This is a genomic window from Pantoea folii, from assembly GCF_056678875.1.
Genome location: NZ_JBWXON010000016.1, coordinates 1 through 17,589 on the forward strand (window position 1 = coordinate 1; position 17,589 = coordinate 17,589).

At 54.9% G+C, this 17,589-nt stretch carries 16 protein-coding genes; 5 read left to right on the top strand and 11 right to left on the bottom strand.

What is annotated here, in order from left to right; translation table 11 throughout:
• Positions 1–93: 93 nt before the first annotated feature.
• The 3 genes from AC1MDE_RS17785 to yfbV form a co-directional block, all read right to left on the bottom strand.
• Positions 94–753, bottom strand: coding sequence for a sugar phosphatase (locus tag AC1MDE_RS17785; protein ID WP_480344915.1), 660 nt, complete (start codon positions 751–753; stop codon positions 94–96).
• A gap of 14 nt (positions 754–767) precedes the next feature.
• Complete coding sequence (locus tag AC1MDE_RS17790; RefSeq protein ID WP_058961294.1) at positions 768–1,262, bottom strand: YfbU family protein; 495 nt, start codon at positions 1,260–1,262, stop codon at positions 768–770.
• A 151-nt stretch (positions 1,263–1,413) separates the two neighbouring features.
• Positions 1,414–1,866, bottom strand: a complete 453-nt coding sequence (yfbV, locus tag AC1MDE_RS17795; protein WP_034825085.1) for a terminus macrodomain insulation protein YfbV — start codon at positions 1,864–1,866, stop codon at positions 1,414–1,416.
• A 340-nt stretch (positions 1,867–2,206) separates the two neighbouring features.
• Between yfbV and ackA the strand changes: the two genes are divergently transcribed.
• The 3 genes from ackA (at position 2,207) to AC1MDE_RS17810 (ending at position 7,408) form a co-directional block, all read left to right on the top strand.
• Positions 2,207–3,409 carry an acetate kinase gene (gene ackA / locus AC1MDE_RS17800; RefSeq protein WP_034825086.1) on the top strand — a complete coding sequence of 401 codons (1,203 nt, stop codon included), beginning with the start codon at positions 2,207–2,209 and terminating at the stop codon, positions 3,407–3,409.
• Positions 3,410–3,482: 73 nt separating this feature from the next.
• The gene (pta, locus tag AC1MDE_RS17805; RefSeq protein WP_182058733.1) at positions 3,483–5,627 is read left to right on the top strand and encodes a phosphate acetyltransferase; all 2,145 of its coding nucleotides are present in this window, start codon (positions 3,483–3,485) and stop codon (positions 5,625–5,627) included.
• 521 nt (positions 5,628–6,148) lie between these two features.
• Positions 6,149–7,408 (top strand): 4-aminobutyrate--2-oxoglutarate transaminase, encoded by a 1,260-nt coding sequence (locus tag AC1MDE_RS17810; protein ID WP_480344967.1) that lies wholly within the window; start codon positions 6,149–6,151, stop codon positions 7,406–7,408.
• A gap of 46 nt (positions 7,409–7,454) precedes the next feature.
• Here the strand turns inward: AC1MDE_RS17810 and yfcD are convergent, their stop codons facing one another.
• Positions 7,455–8,000, bottom strand: a complete 546-nt coding sequence (yfcD, locus tag AC1MDE_RS17815; protein ID WP_034825091.1) for an NUDIX hydrolase YfcD — start codon at positions 7,998–8,000, stop codon at positions 7,455–7,457.
• 111 nt (positions 8,001–8,111) lie between these two features.
• A complete protein-coding gene (gene yfcF, locus AC1MDE_RS17820) occupies positions 8,112–8,753 on the bottom strand; it encodes a glutathione transferase (protein WP_038645717.1) in 642 nt (213 codons plus the stop codon).
• Between the two features lie 202 nt (positions 8,754–8,955).
• Between yfcF and AC1MDE_RS17825 the strand changes: the two genes are divergently transcribed.
• The gene (locus tag AC1MDE_RS17825) at positions 8,956–9,849 is read left to right on the top strand and encodes a TIGR01777 family oxidoreductase (RefSeq protein ID WP_058961292.1); all 894 of its coding nucleotides are present in this window, start codon (positions 8,956–8,958) and stop codon (positions 9,847–9,849) included.
• 35 nt (positions 9,850–9,884) lie between these two features.
• Here AC1MDE_RS17825 and AC1MDE_RS17830 read toward each other — a convergent pair whose 3' ends face one another.
• The 3 genes from AC1MDE_RS17830 to dalD are packed head-to-tail and all read right to left on the bottom strand — an operon-like array spanning position 9,885 to position 14,053.
• On the bottom strand, positions 9,885–11,165 hold the full coding sequence (locus tag AC1MDE_RS17830; protein ID WP_058961291.1) for an MFS transporter: 1,281 nt from the start codon (positions 11,163–11,165) through the stop codon (positions 9,885–9,887).
• Between the two features lie 27 nt (positions 11,166–11,192).
• A complete protein-coding gene (gene xylB, locus AC1MDE_RS17835; RefSeq protein WP_058961290.1) occupies positions 11,193–12,662 on the bottom strand; it encodes a xylulokinase in 1,470 nt (489 codons plus the stop codon).
• A 2-nt stretch (positions 12,663–12,664) separates the two neighbouring features.
• Positions 12,665–14,053: a D-arabinitol 4-dehydrogenase gene (gene dalD / locus AC1MDE_RS17840; protein WP_058961289.1), complete on the bottom strand. Its 1,389-nt coding sequence runs from the start codon at positions 14,051–14,053 to the stop codon at positions 12,665–12,667.
• 194 nt (positions 14,054–14,247) lie between these two features.
• On the opposite strand from dalD, the gene AC1MDE_RS17845 reads away from it, so the two are divergent.
• The gene (locus tag AC1MDE_RS17845; RefSeq protein ID WP_058961288.1) at positions 14,248–15,195 is read left to right on the top strand and encodes a sugar-binding transcriptional regulator; all 948 of its coding nucleotides are present in this window, start codon (positions 14,248–14,250) and stop codon (positions 15,193–15,195) included.
• A gap of 141 nt (positions 15,196–15,336) precedes the next feature.
• On the opposite strand, the gene hisP is transcribed toward AC1MDE_RS17845, so the two are convergent.
• Genes hisP through AC1MDE_RS17860 form a run of 3 tightly spaced genes read right to left on the bottom strand, consistent with a single transcriptional unit; the run spans position 15,337 to position 17,518 of the window.
• Entirely contained in the window at positions 15,337–16,110 is a 774-nt protein-coding gene (gene hisP / locus AC1MDE_RS17850) for a histidine ABC transporter ATP-binding protein HisP (protein ID WP_038645703.1), read from the bottom strand.
• Positions 16,111–16,118: 8 nt separating this feature from the next.
• Complete coding sequence (locus tag AC1MDE_RS17855; protein ID WP_034825106.1) at positions 16,119–16,835, bottom strand: ABC transporter permease; 717 nt, start codon at positions 16,833–16,835, stop codon at positions 16,119–16,121.
• The gene (locus AC1MDE_RS17860; protein WP_038645701.1) at positions 16,832–17,518 is read right to left on the bottom strand and encodes a histidine ABC transporter permease HisQ; all 687 of its coding nucleotides are present in this window, start codon (positions 17,516–17,518) and stop codon (positions 16,832–16,834) included. Before AC1MDE_RS17860 ends, AC1MDE_RS17855 begins: the two co-directional genes overlap by 4 nt.
• Positions 17,519–17,589: the final 71 nt, after the last annotated feature.

A 17,589-nucleotide genomic window follows, 5' to 3' on the forward strand; every position in this document is an offset into this window, starting at 1 on the left:
GTGAAAGAGAGACCCTATAAATATCCGACAGCCAGAAGAAAAAATGCCAGTCAGGCTTAACTGACTGGCATTAGGCCGCTATGGCCCGTTCTGTCAGACGTTGGCAGAAAGCGTAAACATGCCGTTTTCTGTAGGTGAAACCACCAGCGGTTCCAGTGTTTTCACCTGCCAGGTCACTTCATTCAGGCGCGGGGCATCCGTGGGGGCATTAACAGCAACCACTGCACTGCGCGCCTCCAGCCCGGCAATAATGCCGGCGGGCGCATCTTCAACCACAACGCATTCCGCTGCAGGCAGTCCCAGGCGTTCAGCACCCAGCAGATACGGCTCCGGGTTCGGTTTACCCAATTTGATGTTTTCTGCGGTAATGAACACCTCCGGCATCGGTAAACCCGCCGCTTTGTAACGCGCGTGAGCCACCGGGATAGATCCTGAAGTCACTATCGCCCAGGGAATCTGCAGTTCGTTGAGTGTGGCGAGCAATGCCTTTGCCCCCGGAATCGCTTGCACGCCCTGCGTGTCTTCTGCTTCTAAACGCTCAAGCCACATAAACTCCGCCTGAATCGCCTCTTCAGACTGGCCTGCCATAAAATGGCGCAGTGAATTGATCGCTGGCTTACCGTGTATGAAGTTCAGGACTTCTTCCGCCGCAAGACCCTGGCGCTCGCCCCACAATGACCATGCGCGGATCACCGCAGGCAACGAATCCACCAACGTACCGTCCAAATCAAACAGAAAACCCCTGTACTCCACGCGTTGCTCCTTATTCAGGCATTGAGAATCTGCGCGATTTCGTTCGCGCTAAGATGATACTGACGCGGACAAGTGTGCCACACCGCCAGCATACGTTGGTATTTTTCCCACATCGGCGTCTGAGCATTGAAGCCGTGAGTTCCAGAATCAAAATGGGTGTAGCGTCCTTCGACGTTCACCATAAAGCGCACATAGCCGAGATAGCGCGCCTCGGTGGCAGCATCAAAGCCGAGAAACGCCAGACGGCGCTCTTCGATACTATTGGCTTCTTTCAGGTTCGACCAGGAGACATGCAGCGCATGGTGCATTTCCATAATATCGATGAGTTGGCGGCAGGTGGCTTCCGTTAGCTCGCCAAACTCTTTGTCGAGTTCGCGCAGTTGCAGGCCGTAGCCCCGTTCGATGATGGTCTGGTAGCGGCGATAGCGCTCCGCATTTTCCGGCTCAAGCATCGCCATCATTTTGTATTGATTGGAGAGGATCAGTCGTTGTGCATGGGTCATTTCCACGGTTCGCTCCCGGGCCATCACGGCCGCTTAAGATTTAAACAATGGATAAATGATTACACAAGGAAAGCGATGCGTGTTTGCCCGCATCACTTTTCTTTGATTTAAACCCGGTTACTGCACACATTCTCTGGCAGTAAAAGGGGATGATCGATCAAAGATCGTCGAGGAAGGTACGGTCGAGTTGTTTGAAGGCGCGCTTCAGCACATCGGCCAGCGCCTGATAAGTCGGTTTACCATCAACAGGGGCAATCGCTTGTCCCGCTTCTTCCAGTTTTGCGCGCACTTCGTGGAACCAGTGCAGCAACGTCGGCGGCAATGGCGTGATGGAGCGCTTACCCAGCCACCACAATCCCTGCATCGGCAGACTGCAGGCAAACAGTGCAGTGGCAATCGCCGGTCCCAACTGTCCGCCCATGGCGATTTGCCACGTCAGGGTGAATATCGCCAGCGGGGGCATAAAGCGGATGGCAAAACGCGTTGCCGTCACCACGCGGTTTTCCGGGAACATGGGTGCCAGTCGCTTATCGGCTGGCCAGGTCTTCATGTAACGCTGACCGTTCTGGAATAAACCAAACCAGCCGGGATTGCTTGTGTCATTCGCCATGATAGACCTCAACTAATTCTGCAACGATTAAAATAAAATGATAACTAAACAACTTTACGTGACTTCCTTCAAAAGATTTTGTCTTTGCGGGTGACAGTGGGTATTCTGACGCCGTTTTAGCAACATTACCGGAAGCTTCAGCTCAATAAAAGAGCGGTTTAGAGCCATGTTTCGCTAAGCAGATTTCAAAAATCTGCGTAAAATTACCGAAATTTTTTTTGCATGTCGGTCTCTTTTTGACTACCGCATGATGTTAATCATTAATCTACCAGCATTCATGGGCTACGCTGTTAGTCTGATTGCGTTATTTTTAGCCACTCTTTAATCAATAGGTACTTCCATGTCAACGAAGTTAGTACTGGTTCTGAACTGCGGCAGCTCCTCCCTTAAGTTTGCCATCCTCAATCCAGCCACCGGTGACGAATATCTGTCAGGTCTGGCGGAGTGTTTCCATTTACCAGAAGCGCGTATCAAATGGAAACTGGAAGGCAGCAAACAAGAAGCACCTCTGGGTGCAGGTGCAGCGCACAGTGAAGCGCTGAACTTCATTGTTAAAACTATTCTGGCACAAAAACCAGAGCTTTCGGCACAAATCGCTGCAATCGGCCATCGTATCGTCCACGGTGGCGAGCAGCTGACAAAATCAGTCATCATCGATGAATCGGTGATTCAGGGCATTAAAGATGCTTCCTCTTTTGCTCCGCTGCACAACCCGGCGCATCTGATCGGTATCGACGAAGCACTGAAGAACTTCCCTCATCTGTCAGATAAGAATGTGGCGGTTTTTGATACGGCATTCCATCAGACTATGCCGGAAGAGTCATATCTTTATGCCCTGCCGTACAAACTGTACAAAGAGCACGGCGTTCGTCGCTACGGCGCACACGGCACCAGCCACTACTATGTGACTCAGGAAGCCGCCAAAATGCTGAACAAGCCAGTTAATGAACTGAATATCATTACTTGCCACCTCGGCAACGGCGGTTCAGTCTCTGCAATCCGTAACGGCCAGTGCGTCGATACTTCTATGGGTTTGACGCCGCTGGAAGGTCTGGTGATGGGCACCCGCAGTGGTGATATCGACCCGGCTATCGTGTTCTTCCTGCATGACACCCTCGGTATGAGTGTGGATGCGATCAATAAACTGCTGACCAAAGAGTCTGGTCTGCTGGGTCTGACCGAAGTCACCAGTGACTGCCGCTATGTTGAAGACAACTACGCGACCAAAGAAGATGCCAAGCGTGCGATGGACGTGTTCTGCCATCGTCTGGCGAAATACATCGGCAGCTACACCGCGCTGATGGAAGGTCGTCTGGATGCCGTGGTATTCACCGGTGGTATCGGTGAGAACGCGGCGATGGTGCGTGAGCTGGCGCTGGCGAAACTGGGTCTGCTGGGCTTTGAAGTGGATCACGAGCGTAACCTCGCGGCCCGCTTCGGTAAGTCTGGCTTTATCAACAAAGAGGGCACCCGCCCGGCCGTGGTGATCCCAACCAACGAAGAGTTGGTTATCGCCCAGGACGCCGCGCGTCTGACCGCCTAAATACACTTCTCTCCGTCAGCTCAGGCTGACGGAGTTGTTTTGGCTAGTCTGCAACACCTGAGAGGTTTTTATAGTGTCACGTACAATCATGCTCATCCCTACCGGCACCAGCGTCGGCCTGACCAGCGTCAGCCTCGGCGTGATTCGTGCCATGGAGCGCAAAGGCGTTCGCCTGAGCGTGTTCAAGCCGATTGCCCAGCCACGTGCGGGCGGCGATGCGCCCGATCAGACCACCACCATCATTCGTAAGAACTCCGCGATCCCTGCCGCTGAACCGCTGCAGATGTCACGCGTTGAGTCACTGCTGGGTTCGAACCAGCAAGACGTGTTGATGGAAGAGATCATTGCTAACTACCACGCTAATGCGCAAGACGCGGAAGTGGTGTTGGTTGAAGGACTGGTGCCAACCCGCAAGCATCAGTTTGCCTCTTCACTGAACTATGAAATCGCAAAAACCCTGAATGCGGAAATCGTGTTCGTGACGGCGCTGGGCAATGATTCGCCTGCGCAGTTGAAAGAGCGCATTGAATTAACGCAAAGCAGCTTTGGCGGCAGTAAGAACAAAAACATCACCGGCGTGATCATTAATAAACTGAACGCGCCAGTGGATGAGCAGGGTCGTACGCGCCCTGACCTGTCTGAAATTTTCGATGATTCGACGAAAGCAAATATTGCCAATATCGATCCTAAGCAGCTGTTTGCTAACAGCCCATTGCCGATTCTGGGCTGTGTACCCTGGAGTTTCGATCTGATCGCGACGCGTGCCATCGATATGTGCCGCCATCTGAATGCAGAGATTATTAACGAAGGTGAGATCCAGACCCGCCGCGTGAAATCGGTGACGTTCTGCGCACGTAGCATTCCGCATATGCTGGAGCACTTCCGTCCGGGTTCACTGCTGGTGACATCGGCCGATCGTCCAGACGTGCTGGTTGCAGCTTGTCTCGCCGCCATGAACGGTATTGAGATCGGTGCCGTGTTGCTGACCGGTGGTTATCAGATTGAAGCACCGATTGCGCGTCTGTGTGAACGCGCCTTCCAGACGGGCCTGCCGGTGTTTATGGTGAAAACCAATACCTGGCAGACTTCGCTGAGCCTGCAGAGCTTTAATCTGGAAGTGCCTGCAGATGATACCCAGCGCATTGAGAAGGTGCAGGAGTATGTGGCCAGCTTTATCGATGCCGATTGGGTGGAGTCACTCACTGCAACTTCCGAACGTAGCCGTCGTCTGTCTCCACCAGCCTTCCGTTATCAACTGACCGAGCTGGCACGTAAAGCAGGCAAACGCATTGTGCTGCCAGAAGGCGACGAGCCGCGTACGGTGAAAGCGGCGGCGATTTGTGCCGAGCGTGGCATTGCATCTTGTGTACTGTTGGGTAACCCTGACGAGATCCAGCGTGTGGCTGCCGCTCAGGGTGTGGTGCTGGGCCAGGGCATTGAGATTGTCGATCCAGAAGTGGTGCGCGAGAATTATGTGCCGCGTTTGGTTGAGTTGCGTAAGAGCAAAGGCATGACCGAAGTGGTCGCGCAGGAGCAGCTGGAAGATAACGTGATGCTCGGCACCATGATGCTGGAGCGCGGTGAAGTGGACGGTTTGGTGTCAGGTGCTGTTCATACCACCGCCAATACCATTCGTCCGCCGTTGCAGTTGATCAAGACCGCGCCAAACAGTTCACTGGTGTCTTCCGTGTTCTTTATGCTGCTGCCTGAGCAGGTGCTGGTGTACGGTGACTGCGCGATTAACCCGGATCCGAATCCAGAACAGCTGGCAGAGATCGCTATTCAATCTGCGGACTCTGCTAAGGCCTTTGGTATTGATCCACGCGTGGCGATGATTTCTTACTCAACCGGTAACTCTGGTGCGGGTAGCGATGTTGAAAAGGTACGCGAGGCGACGCGTATCGCGCAGGAGAAACGTCCTGACCTGGTGATCGATGGTCCATTGCAGTATGACGCCGCGATTATGGAAGATGTCGCGAAATCAAAAGCGCCAAACTCAGCGGTTGCAGGTCGCGCTACCGTGTTTATCTTCCCGGATCTGAACACCGGTAATACCACTTATAAAGCGGTACAGCGTTCGGCAGATCTGATTTCCATCGGGCCGATGTTGCAAGGTATGCGTAAGCCAGTGAACGATCTTTCACGTGGCGCGTTGGTGGATGACATTGTTTATACCATCGCACTGACCGCGATTCAGTCACAGCAGGCGGAAGGCTAATTTCTTTTTCTTGCCGCTGAATGTGGAGAGCATGAGGGTTAGACCTTGTGCTCTTTTTTTTGCTTTAAGATTGGTGGGTGGTGAAGGTTGGGTGCTGTTGTTGCTGTGGGCTGGGTGCGATTGTCGCTGTGGGCTGGGTGCAGTTGTTGCTGAATGCCCGGTGTAAACGACAGGGAAGGCCAGTCCGATCGCGAAGGATTAACGCATCCCTGCAGATCGGCCGCGCCGTCCATGGCGCGGACGCTTCGCTCTTCGCACTGGCCTTCCCTGCCTTTCAAACTTGATCATCGCTTTTGTGGTAAACACCTCAGCATTCTGACTGTTTGTCATGAAAGGCTATGTCGTACGTTTCTGTTAATACTCTTCTTCCCTGCCCTTCAAACTTCATCATCGCTTTTGTGGCGCACACCTTCGTATTCAGAGGGAATGTAACGTGGCGACTTTCACGCAGTGGTTCACTGGCGAAAAAACATCCTGCCGCTCACACTGATGACAGGCTCCCGTGACTTGCGAGGTGAATGATGAGCAACAGTGATGTGCACCGTCGTCGATTGAAGGCCACGCCGCGCGGTGTGGGTGTGATGTGTGATTTCTATGCGGTGAAGGCGGAAAACACCACGGTTTGGGATCAGAATGGGCGTGAATACACTGACTTCGCGGCAGGCATTGCGGTGCTGAATACCGGACATCGTCATCCTAAAGTGATGGCAGCCGTGCAGCAGCAGCTGGATTGCTTTACCCATACCGCGTTTCAGGTCATCCCTTACGAGAATTATATTCATCTCGCTGAGCGGCTTAACCAGCGCGTGCCAATGAGCGGCGAGGTGAAAACCACCTTCTTTTCCAGCGGTGCAGAAGCAGTGGAGAACGCGGTGAAGATTGCCCGCGCGGCGACGGGCCGTCCCGGCGTTATTGCGTTCACTGGCGCATTCCACGGGCGCACCAATATGACCATGTCGTTGACGGGCAAAGTCGTGCCTTACAAAACCGGCTTTGGTCCGTTTGCCGGCTCGGTGTTTCATGCTCACTACCCTAATGCGCTGCACAATGTGAGCGTGCATCAGGCATTGGAGAGTCTGGAAGCGATTTTCCGCAGCGATATTAGTCCACAGCAGGTGGCGGCGATCATCTTTGAACCGGTGCAGGGCGAAGGCGGTTTTTATATTGCGCCGCCGGAGTTTGTCTCTGCGTTACGTGCCTTATGCGATCGTCACGGCATCTTGTTAATCGCCGATGAGATTCAGAGCGGTTTTGCACGCACCGGCAAGCTGTTCGCCACTGAGTATTACGATGTGCAGCCAGATTTGATCACCATGGCAAAAAGTCTGGCGGGCGGGTTTCCGTTATCGGCCGTATCCGGGCGTGCCGAAGTGATGGATGCCCCTGAACCGGGTGGTTTAGGTGGCACTTATGCGGGCAGCCCGCCCGCGATAGCCGCCGCGCATGCCGTGCTGGATATTATTGATGAAGAACAGCTGTGCGCACGCGCTAATCAATTGGGCGAACAGCTCAGTGCCACTTTGCGGAGTGCTGGATGCGCATCCCTTGCTGAGGTGCGTGGGTACGGCTCAATGGTTGCGGCAGAGTTTCAGGATGACGCAGGCCGACCATCAGCAGAAATCACCAAAGCGATTCAGTTACAGGCGCTGGCGCAAGGGCTGATTTTACTGACCTGTGGCGTACACAGTAATGTGATCCGATTCCTTTACCCGCTGACGATTCCACAGCCGCAGTTTGATAAGGCCCTGCAACTGCTCAAAGACATTTTACGTGAGCACTAGAAATAACAAAGGCGCCGTTTGGCGCCTTGTTCGAACGTAGCGGAAATCAGGATTCGCTGCTCTGCTTGCGACGCGCGGCATCGCTGTTGCGGCTCAGCCACAGTGATACGGCTTTGAGCGAGTCGTCGGTGAATTCATCGCAGCGCGCGGTGATCTCTTCTGGTGTCATCCAGAACACTTCGTCGACTTCTTCTTCCTGCATGGCAAACGGACCATGAGAAACGCAGCTGAACAATCCGCCCCAGACGCGGCAGTGCTCATCTTCGAAGTAGAATTTACCATGCTCGGCAAACGGCACTGCGGCGATCCCCAACTCTTCTTCCGCTTCACGGCGTGCAGATTCCAGCATGTCTTCACCACTCTGCACCACGCCACCGGCGGTCGCATCGAGCATACCCGGCATGAAGTCTTTGATTTCAGTACGACGCTGCACCAGAATTTTGCCCATACCATCATGCACCACGATGTAGGTCGCACGATGACGCAAATTCTGCGCACGCATCTGCGCACGGCTGGCCTGCGCAATGACTTCGTTCTCTTCACTAACGATATCAACCCACTCGATACCGCTATCTGCCGTTTGATCCACCATCCGTAACCCTTTTCTGTTTTCGGCGTGCCCAGCACGCGCCTGTTTGCGATGCCTTATTAGAATGAGCGGTAAGGTAAAGCGTTCTTTTCGCCTCCGCAAGGCTCTTCGTGCTTAGCGCGATTTGCCCGATTCGGCCAGCCACAATTGCACTGACGCGCGTTGCCACTGAAACTCGGCGTAATGCTGCAATTTCACCGGTAACGTGTCGCCATGCAGTGCCAGCCGGTTAATCATCACCGCCAAATCGGTGTCGGCAATCGACCATTCACCAAACAGGTTTTGTTGTCCATCCGGTAGCAGGCGCTGAACCGCCGCAATCAACTTGCTTGCCGCCTGCTCACCAGCCGGAGTTAATGGCGCAAAGCGCTCGCCGGCAAACAGCACTTCCGTCGGACGCTCAGCACGCAGCGCCATTAAATCACTGCGCAACCACGCCTGCACTTCACGCGCGTGCGCACGCTTTTCACGATCGCGTGGATAGAGACGCTCGAATTCAGGGGCCGGGAAACGCTCTTCAAGGTACTCAGCAATCGCTGAAGATTCATTGAGCACCAGATCATCAATCTGCAGCGTAGGTACGCGACAGGTCAGCGACAGCGCGCGGTAGTCATCATCAAGCTGGGCGTTTTGCGCCAGGTCCACGCGCTTTAGGGTGAAAGGAATGCCTTTCTCGGTGAGTGCAACGTAGACAGACATAGCGTAAGGGCTGAAAAAGGATGCATCGGACCACAAGGTGATGGATGGATAGTTCATCGGCTGCCTCAATAAGCATCAGGTGTGCTTTCTATTTACCGATTTTTATTTGTTTAGGCAATGGTGTGCTGGTCGGATCTTTGACCTTAAGACCAACACAAACTTTCCCTTTTTCTTCATTAGCGTAAGCGCTGTCACGCTATCCGTGCGCTTCTCTTCTATGATCAGTCTGAGCAGAAAATAAATTACAAGGAGGCTCAGCATGCACCTGCTTATTACCGGTGGCACAGGTTTGATAGGCCGCCATTTGATACCGCGTCTGCTGTTGCTCGGACATCAGGTGAACGTCGTCACCCGAGATGTCGCGGCGGCACGGGACAAACTGGATCCTCGCGTTTCGCTATGGTCCGGTATCAATCAGCAAAACGATCTCGACGGTATTGATGGCGTGATTAATCTGGCGGGCGAGCCGATCGCCGATAAACGCTGGACCGAACAACAGAAACAGCGGCTGTGTGAAAGTCGCTGGCAGATCACCGAGCAAATCGTTTCGCTGATACACGCCAGCAGCAACCCACCGCATTTTTTAATTTCCGGATCCGCGACCGGTTTTTATGGCGATACCGGCGATCTGGTATTAACGGAAGACGATCCCGGTCACGATGAGTTCACTCATGCCCTGTGTGCACGTTGGGAACAGCTGGCACTTAATGCACAGAGCGATCGCACCCGGGTTTGTTTATTACGCACTGGCGTAGTGCTGGCAGAGGAAGGCGGCGCGCTGGCAAAAATGAAGCTGCCGTTCAAACTTGGCGTCGGCGGTCCGATTGGCAGTGGGAAGCAGTATCTGCCGTGGATTCACATTGACGATCTGGTTAACGCGATCATCTGGCTGATCGACAATAACGACCTGAGCGGACCGTTCAATATGGTTGCGCCTTATGCGGTGCGCAATGAGCAGTTCGCCGCCACACTCGGCCACGTAATGCATCGACCGGCGTTTATGCGCACCCCAGCCAGCGCGATTAAGTTGATGATGGGAGAATCTGCCGTGCTGGTGCTGGGTGGGCAGCATGTTTTGCCGAAACGGCTGGAGGAGTCGGGTTTTGGCTTCCGCTGGTATGATTTGCAGGAAGCGCTGCAGGATGTGGTCTGATAAACAGACGGCGGCCCTGAGCCGCCGTTTTTCACTTAGCTGCGTTGTTCCGCTACTCGCGATTTCACCGCCCTCGCTTCACGCGTGTGTCCCGGCTGCGGCACGCGAATGATAAAGGTCAGCACCCCCGCAAACACATACAACGCGGTATAAGCCCATACCACCCCGACAATATCAAAGAACGGCAGCATCACTGAGGCGATAGCCGGAGCCACGAAATTGCTCAGGCCCGCCGACAGGTTGTAGATCGAGACGGCGGCACCTTTATGATGCGGTTCCAGCGTTGGAAATACCGCCGTCATCGGTACAAATGCCGCCACAAAGATCCCCAGCATTACCGCCGGAATCAGTGCCACCCAGAAGTTATGACCGGCATACAGTGGCAGGTAATAAAACATCAGGCTGGAAATCGCCATTCCGAGGCAACCGAACCAGCGCACCTGACGGATCCAGCCTAGCTTCTCACCGGTGATGCCCCAGAAGATGTTGGTGAAAATGGTGACAAAGAAGAACACCGCCCAGATCTGCAGCCATTCAGAGATAGTGAAGCCGAGACGATCGACAAACAGCAGTGGCATGATGATGGCAAAACCAAACAGCGACAGCGTGTTGATGATGCGAATCAGGCAGGCATAAAACACGTGCTGATTGGTGAACAGGATGGTCACGGCCCGCGACATCTCGGTCATTTTGTCACGCATCGGCAAATTCACACGTGAGCGGTCCACCGGCACGTTGCGCAGGCTAAAGTACGCCAGAATCCCACCACAGGCCACCCAGATGATTGCCAGCCACAGCGTCCCGGTTTCCCCCAACATCGGGATGGTCAGACTTGGCAGGTAGCTGCCGACCACGCCGATGCCGACGGAATACATTGCCCAGAACCAGCCGGTTGCTGCTGCCAGTTTCTCACGTGGCAAGACCTGCACCAGCATCATCATGAACGAGTAGATAAACAGCGGATAAGCCAATCCACGGATGCCGTAGAACAGCACCATCAGCGGGTAGTTGCGCAGGCCAAGTCCCAGCGACATAAACAGCGCATGCATCACGATCCACAGCACAAAGCCAATCATCATCGCGCGCTGCGGGGTGATCAGCTCTGCCACCACGCCAGACGCCCAAGCCGCCAGCGCCGCCGCTAAACCATAGAAAGTAAACACCACCGCAGATTGCGCAGGCGTAAAGCCCATATCCGTGATATGGCGTGACAGAAACGCCATTTCAAAGCCATCACCCGCCATAAAAATCGCGATAGCGAGGAAGCCCCAGAACATCTTTTTCGGTAAGCCAAACCAGTATTCGTTCGATTGCATCACAATCACCTTCTGTTCGGTAAGCCGTTATGCAGGCAGCAAGCTGCGCACCTGTTGTTGTTGGATGTAGAGTTCGCGGAACAGACGCAGCCGCTGTTGCAGCACGGCACCTCGCGTCACGTCCGGTTGATAGCGCGCCTGTACCGCAGGTTTCAGGCAAACCTCATGCTCATTGCCACCATCGGCCAGCCAGGCTAAACGCGCGGCGCCCAGTGCCCCCGATGCGCTGGCCGGATGGGTGACGATGGGCAGTTGCAGCACATCGGCAATCAGCTGTGCCCACAGCGTGCTACGCGCACCGCCGCCGGTCAGGCTGCATTGTTGAATGTGATGCTGAGCGTCACCGAGCACGGCTAACCCATCCGCCAGCCCAAATGCCACACCTTCAATCACCGCATAGCCCAGCAAGGCACGCGGCGTTTCGTGGCGTAGATTGAAGAAAGAACCTGAGGCGTCAGGATCGTTATGCGGTGTGCGCTCACCTGACAGATAAGGCAGGAAAACCGGTGCGCGGCGCAGTTGTTCATCGCTGAGTTGTGCCATCTCCTCCATCAGTTGGCTTTCGCTCACCGACAGCAGATTGCACAGCCAGCGCAGACAACTGGCGGCGCTGAGCATCACACTCATCTGATGCCAGCGGCCCGGTAGCGCATGGCAGAAGGCATGCACCCCAGATTGCGGATCGGCCTGTAAGCGATCGTTCACCACGAAGATCACGCCGGACGTGCCCAGTGAAATAAAGGCATCGCCCGGATTCACTGCACCCACGCCAACCGCTGAAGCGGCATTGTCACCGCCACCACCCGCCACCGTCACCGAAGTGGATAAGCCCCACTCGCTCGCCAGTGCTGGCTGCAAACGGCCACTCACTGCACTGCCTTCCACCAGTTCGGGCATCTGGGCGCGCGTCAGCCCGGTGATGCCCAGCAGTTCATCGGACCAATCACGCTGCGCCACATCCAGCCACAACGTGCCGGCAGCATCGGAAGGTTCACTGACAAAGCGCCCGGTAAGACGCCAGCGCAGGTAATCTTTGGGCAGCAAAACCTTATCGATGCGGCTGAAGATCTCCGGCTCATGCTCTGCCACCCAGCGCAGCTTCGGCGCGGTGAAGCCAGGCATGATCATGTTGCCGCTGATCGCCATCATCTGCGGATAGCACTTCCTTAGCACCTCACACTGCGGCGCACTGCGTGTGTCGTTCCACAAGATGCACGGACGCAGTACCTTGCCATCCGCATCCAGCAGCACAGCACCGTGCATCTGACCGGACAAGCCGATGGCGCGAATCTCGGCCCACGCATCAGGAGATTGATGACGCAATGCCGCCAGCACCTCGGCGCAGGCTTGCCACCAGCGTTCGGGATCCTGTTCTGCCCAATGGGGATGCGGACGCTGCACAGCCAGCGTGGCGTGCTGCGACGCCACAATCTCGCCGTCTGTATTAACGATCAGCGCTTTAAGTTCTGAGGTGCCAATATCGATGCCGAGATACATGATTACACCGCCGCCAGTTCTGGCTGTTTCAGCCACTGCTGCAAACTCTCAACACGACGCGTCACCAGGGCATGAAACGCCTTATCGTTGGCCAGTTCCGCAAACAGCGCGTTATCACTCAGGAAGGCCTTCAGCGGATCGGCACTGGCGAACTGGTTACGCAGCGCATCGGCCTGTAGCGCACCATCCTGATAGGAATACGGCAGATCGTCATTGGCCCAGCGCTGCATAAACAGGAAGAACAGCGCCGGAATCACCGCCGTTGCACTGGGCTGCGCACCGCGCTGGTAGCACTGTTGCAGGGTTGGCGTCACCATGCCGGGAATTTTAGACAAGCCGTCAGCGCCTACGCGCTGATTGGTGTCTTTGATGTAAGGGTTGCTGAAGCGGGCCAGCACTACGTCGCGGTATTCGGCTAAATCAAGCGGGCTGGGCGACAGGGAGGGAATAACATCCTGAGTGACGTAGTCGTGCGCCAGTTGATAAATCGCCGGATGACGGGTGCTGTCATCGATATAGTTCAAGCCAATCAGCGTGCCCGCCCAGGCAATCGCAGCATGCGTCGCGTTGAGGATGCGGATTTTCGCCTCTTCCCACGGCAGCACCGATTCCACCAGCTCAACACCGACCTTTTCCAGCGCCGGGCGTCCGGCAATAAAGTCATCCTCAATCACCCACTGAATAAAGGATTCCGCCATCACCGCTGCGCTATCCTGTTTGCCGGTTGCGGCTTGCACGCGCTCCGCCACATCTGGTGTAGGACGTGGCGTGATGCGATCCACCATGGTATTCGGTGAAGTGGTCTGCGTGCGCACCCAATCTGCCAGCGCGGTATCGCCTTTGGCCGCAAGGAAGGCGAGGAAACCCTCACGGAAACGCTCGCCGTTGTGGCGCAGGTTGTCACAGTTCAGCAGTGTGACTGGCGCGCCGCCCTGCACAACACGCTTCGTCAGGATACGGCTGAGTGCGCCATAGATAGTGCGGATATCGCCGCTCAGGTCGGCCTTCACGTCTGCCTGGTTAAGATCCAGGGTGAATTCCGGCGTTAAGTAGTAACCCGCCTCGGTTACGGTAAAGCCAATCACGCGAGTGTCGGCATTGGCTCCCTGCTCGACTAGCGCGCTGATTTCGCTATCCCAAGGCAAAATTTTGCGCACTGAGGTGATAGTTTCATAGTCGCGCTCACCTTCAGGCGTCACGGTTTCCAGCACATATTCGCCGTTCTGTGCCGCTAACTGATTGAGCAGCGGCACCGCGTCATTGCGAATATTGCCGAGTGCGATGCCCCAGTTTTCGTCTCCCTGCTCGCGCAGTTTATGCAGATACCACGCCTGATGTGCCCGATGAAATGATCCCGCGCCGATGTGCATCCACACTGATTGATTGGTCATAATCGCCTCAATTAAACATTTGCCACATTACAGGGCATTTGCCCGATGACGTTTAGCATAGTGCTCGAGGCGAGGATTATTCTGCGAGCTTTATCACAAATAATACTTTTGCTCTTTTTTAGGGCTTTTGCTCAGTTAGTGCTTTTCGTAAAACACGCGATAAGATGACGCATCGATTTAGACGGAACAGCGTGATGAGCAGAGAAGAGAAAAAACAGGAGCTGGCCGCGCGTGCCGCGTGGATGTATTACGTCGCAGGCGTAACGCAGCAGGAGATTGCGCAGGCATTGGGATTATCACGTCAGGTAGCGCAGCGCCTGGTCTCCAGCGCACGTGAAATGGGCATGGTGAGCGTGAAGATTGATCATCCTGTGACGCGCTGTCTGCAACTGGCACGTGAGGTGCAGGAGAAGTTTGCTTTGGATCTGTGCCGCGTGGTGCCGTCGGCCAATCTGAATGATGACGCCATTCAACAGATGCTGGCGGTGGAAGGCGCGGCGGTGATGTCACAGTTCATCAATGAGGAAGCCCCGCAGGTGTTTGGCATTGGTTCGGGCAAGACTCTCCGCTCAATGATCGATGCATTGCCATGGGTGGATCGCCCGCAGCATCAGTGCGTTTCGATGATTGGCGCCATCGCGCGAGATGATTCGGGCACACGCTATGACGTGCCGTTGAAGATGGCGGAGAAGATGCAGGGCAAGTATTTCTTCATTCCTGCGCCGCTGTATGCCGACACACCACAGGATAAAGCGATGTGGGTGCAGCATCAGGTTTATCAGCGCGTCACCGATCGCGCATTGCAGGCGGACGTGGCCTTTGTTGGTATTGGGGAAGTGATGCCGGGTTGTCCGTTAAATGCCGAAGGATTTATCACCGATGCACAGGTTGAGGCACTGAATGCACGCGGCGTGGTAGGCGAAATGCTCGGTCACTTTTTCAATCAGCAAGGTGAGCGCGTGTGGGGCGAAACCGATGAGCTACTGACCAGCGTATTGCTGGAGAGCCAGACACAGCGCAAGATTATTGGTTTTTCAGGCAGCGAGCGGAAGTATCCGGCGATTCGGGCTGCCTTGCAGGGCGGCTGGGTGTCGGGACTGGTAACCGATGAAGATACGGCGCTGAGGTTACTGCGAGAGTGAGTTTTCAGCGCCTGCTCAGGAAGCGGGGGCAGATCGTAAAGACGGCATAAACCATCCCTGGGCCTCAGCCCGCGCCATCCCTGGCGCGGGATGCGTTACTCCTCTGCCCCCGCTTCCATCGCCTCAACCATCGTGCAAAATTTACTTCAGCGATCCCGACAGGAACTGCTGCAAACGTGGGCTTTTCGGGTTGCCGAAAAGCTCATCTGGCGAGCCCTGCTCTTCAATCTTGCCCTGATGCAGGAAAATCACGTGATTGGAAACATGACGAGCAAACTCCATCTCATGCGTCACCACCACCATGGTTTTACCCTCTTCAGCCAGTTTCTGCATGATGCGTAGCACTTCGCCGACTAACTCGGGATCGAGTGCAGAAGTCGGTTCATCAAATAACAGCACTTCCGGCTCCATCGCCAGGGCGCGGGCAATGGACACACGCTGCTGCTGACCGCCCGAAAGATGCACCGGATATTTAGCACGCGCACGCTCATCAATGCCGACTTTATCCAGATATTTAATCGCACGCTCACGCGCTTCGGCTTTGCTCAGCCCCAGCACCTGGATTGGCGCTTCGGTGACGTTATCCAGCACCGTCATATGGCTCCACAAGTTAAAGTGCTGGAACACCATGGTCAGACGGGTGCGCAGTGAACGCAGCTGCTCTTTGTTGGACACTTTCAGCTGCCCATCGGTATCACGCACCAGATTGATTTGCTCGTTGTTGACCGAAATGGTGCCTTCGCTCGGCTTTTCGAGGAAGTTAATGCAGCGTAAGAAGGTACTTTTCCCGGAACCGGACGAGCCAATAATGCTGATCACATCGCCGGCGTTCGCCTGCAGTGATACGCCTTTCAAAACTTCATGTTCACCGTAACGCTTGTGCAGTTCGGTAACGCTTAATTTGTTGTCAGCCATAGTGATACTCAATGCGATGAAGAAGGTTTCACGTGCGCCAGGAAGCGGCGTTCCGCCTTGCGGAACAGGCTAATCAGCACGTAAGAGATAATCAGATACAGCACCGCAGCGATGCCAAACGCGGTAAACGGCTGGTAGGTCGCCGAGTTAATATCACGCGCGATTTTCAACAGATCTGGCACCGTGGCAGTAAATGCCAGCGCGGTGGAGTGCAGCATTAGGATCACTTCATTACTGTAGGCTGGCAGCGCGGTACGCAGCGCCGACGGTAGTATGATGCAGCGATACATTTTAAACGGGGAGAAACCGTAAGCGCGTGCCGCTTCAATTTCGCCATGGGGAACCGCGCGAATGGCCCCGGCAAAAATTTCGGTGGTGTAAGCGCAGGTGTTCAGCGTAAAGGCCAGCAGCGTACAGTTGAGGCCGCTACGGAAGAAGGCATTCAGCAGCTCCGATCCTTTCACCACTTCCAGCGTATACATGCCGGAATAGAATACCAGCAGCTGGACATACAGCGGCGTACCACGGAAGACATAGGTGAACAGCCAGACGGGCGTTGAGATATAACGATTTGGCGATACACGCGCAATCGCCAGCAACACCGCCATACAACCACCGATCACCACGGAAAGAATCAACAACCACAACGTAATGGCGACGCCGGTAAAACGGTAACCATCGGTCCAGAGCAGCTGTTTCCAATACTCCTGAATAATATCGATCATAGCTCTGCCCTTTTCACACCCACCGTGTAGCGGCGTTCAAGCCACCACAGCACGCCGTTCGACAGCGTGGTAAACACCAGATAAATCACCCCCGCGACGATCGCGAAGTAGAACGGCTGCCAGGTACTTTTACCCGCCAGCTGCGTGGCTTTCACCACGTCTTCCAGCCCCAGCAGCGACACCAGCGCTGTGGCTTTGAGGATCACCTGCCAGTTATTGCCAATACCTGGTAACGCAAAACGCATCATCGCCGGGAACAAAATACGACGGAAAGTTTGCGAACCGGTAAAACCGAAAGCGGTAGCCGCTTCAATCTGCCCTTTTGGCACAGCGAGGAAAGCACCCCGGAAGGTTTCGGTGAAATAGGCACCATAGATGAAGCCAAGCGTGATGATACCGGCCACCATCGGATCGATATCAAACTGCGCCATGCCCAGCGCATCAGTGACCGTATTGAGAGCGATTTGCAGACCGTAGAAGATCAGCAACATCAAAACCAGATCAGGTACACCGCGGATTAAGGTGGTGTAGCCTTCAGCAATCATCACCAGCAGGCGACTGCGAGAGAGTTTGGCGCCAGCGCCCATTAAGCCAAGCACTAAGGCAAGCACCACGGAGCTGAGTGCCAGCTCAAGGGTCACCAGGGTGCCTTTTAGGATTACTTCAGAATAGCCATACAGCATGGGTTCGATCCTGTCGTGAGGGAAAATAACAAACGCTGCCCAACTAACGGACAGTCCTGACCAGGATTTGA

Coding starts and splice junctions, on each gene's coding strand:
- yfbV (WP_034825085.1), bottom strand. CDS start 1,866: ATGGCGAATGACACAAGCAATCCCGGCTGGTTTGGTTTATTCCAGAAC.
- ackA (WP_034825086.1), top strand. CDS start 2,207: ATGTCAACGAAGTTAGTACTGGTTCTGAACTGCGGCAGCTCCTCCCTT.
- AC1MDE_RS17810 (WP_480344967.1), top strand. CDS start 6,149: ATGAGCAACAGTGATGTGCACCGTCGTCGATTGAAGGCCACGCCGCGC.
- yfcD (WP_034825091.1), bottom strand. CDS start 8,000: ATGGTGGATCAAACGGCAGATAGCGGTATCGAGTGGGTTGATATCGTT.
- yfcF (WP_038645717.1), bottom strand. CDS start 8,753: ATGAACTATCCATCCATCACCTTGTGGTCCGATGCATCCTTTTTCAGC.
- AC1MDE_RS17825 (WP_058961292.1), top strand. CDS start 8,956: ATGCACCTGCTTATTACCGGTGGCACAGGTTTGATAGGCCGCCATTTG.
- AC1MDE_RS17830 (WP_058961291.1), bottom strand. CDS start 11,165: ATGCAATCGAACGAATACTGGTTTGGCTTACCGAAAAAGATGTTCTGG.
- xylB (WP_058961290.1), bottom strand. CDS start 12,662: ATGTATCTCGGCATCGATATTGGCACCTCAGAACTTAAAGCGCTGATC.
- dalD (WP_058961289.1), bottom strand. CDS start 14,053: ATGACCAATCAATCAGTGTGGATGCACATCGGCGCGGGATCATTTCAT.
- AC1MDE_RS17845 (WP_058961288.1), top strand. CDS start 14,248: ATGAGCAGAGAAGAGAAAAAACAGGAGCTGGCCGCGCGTGCCGCGTGG.
- hisP (WP_038645703.1), bottom strand. CDS start 16,110: ATGGCTGACAACAAATTAAGCGTTACCGAACTGCACAAGCGTTACGGT.
- AC1MDE_RS17855 (WP_034825106.1), bottom strand. CDS start 16,835: ATGATCGATATTATTCAGGAGTATTGGAAACAGCTGCTCTGGACCGAT.
- AC1MDE_RS17860 (WP_038645701.1), bottom strand. CDS start 17,518: ATGCTGTATGGCTATTCTGAAGTAATCCTAAAAGGCACCCTGGTGACC.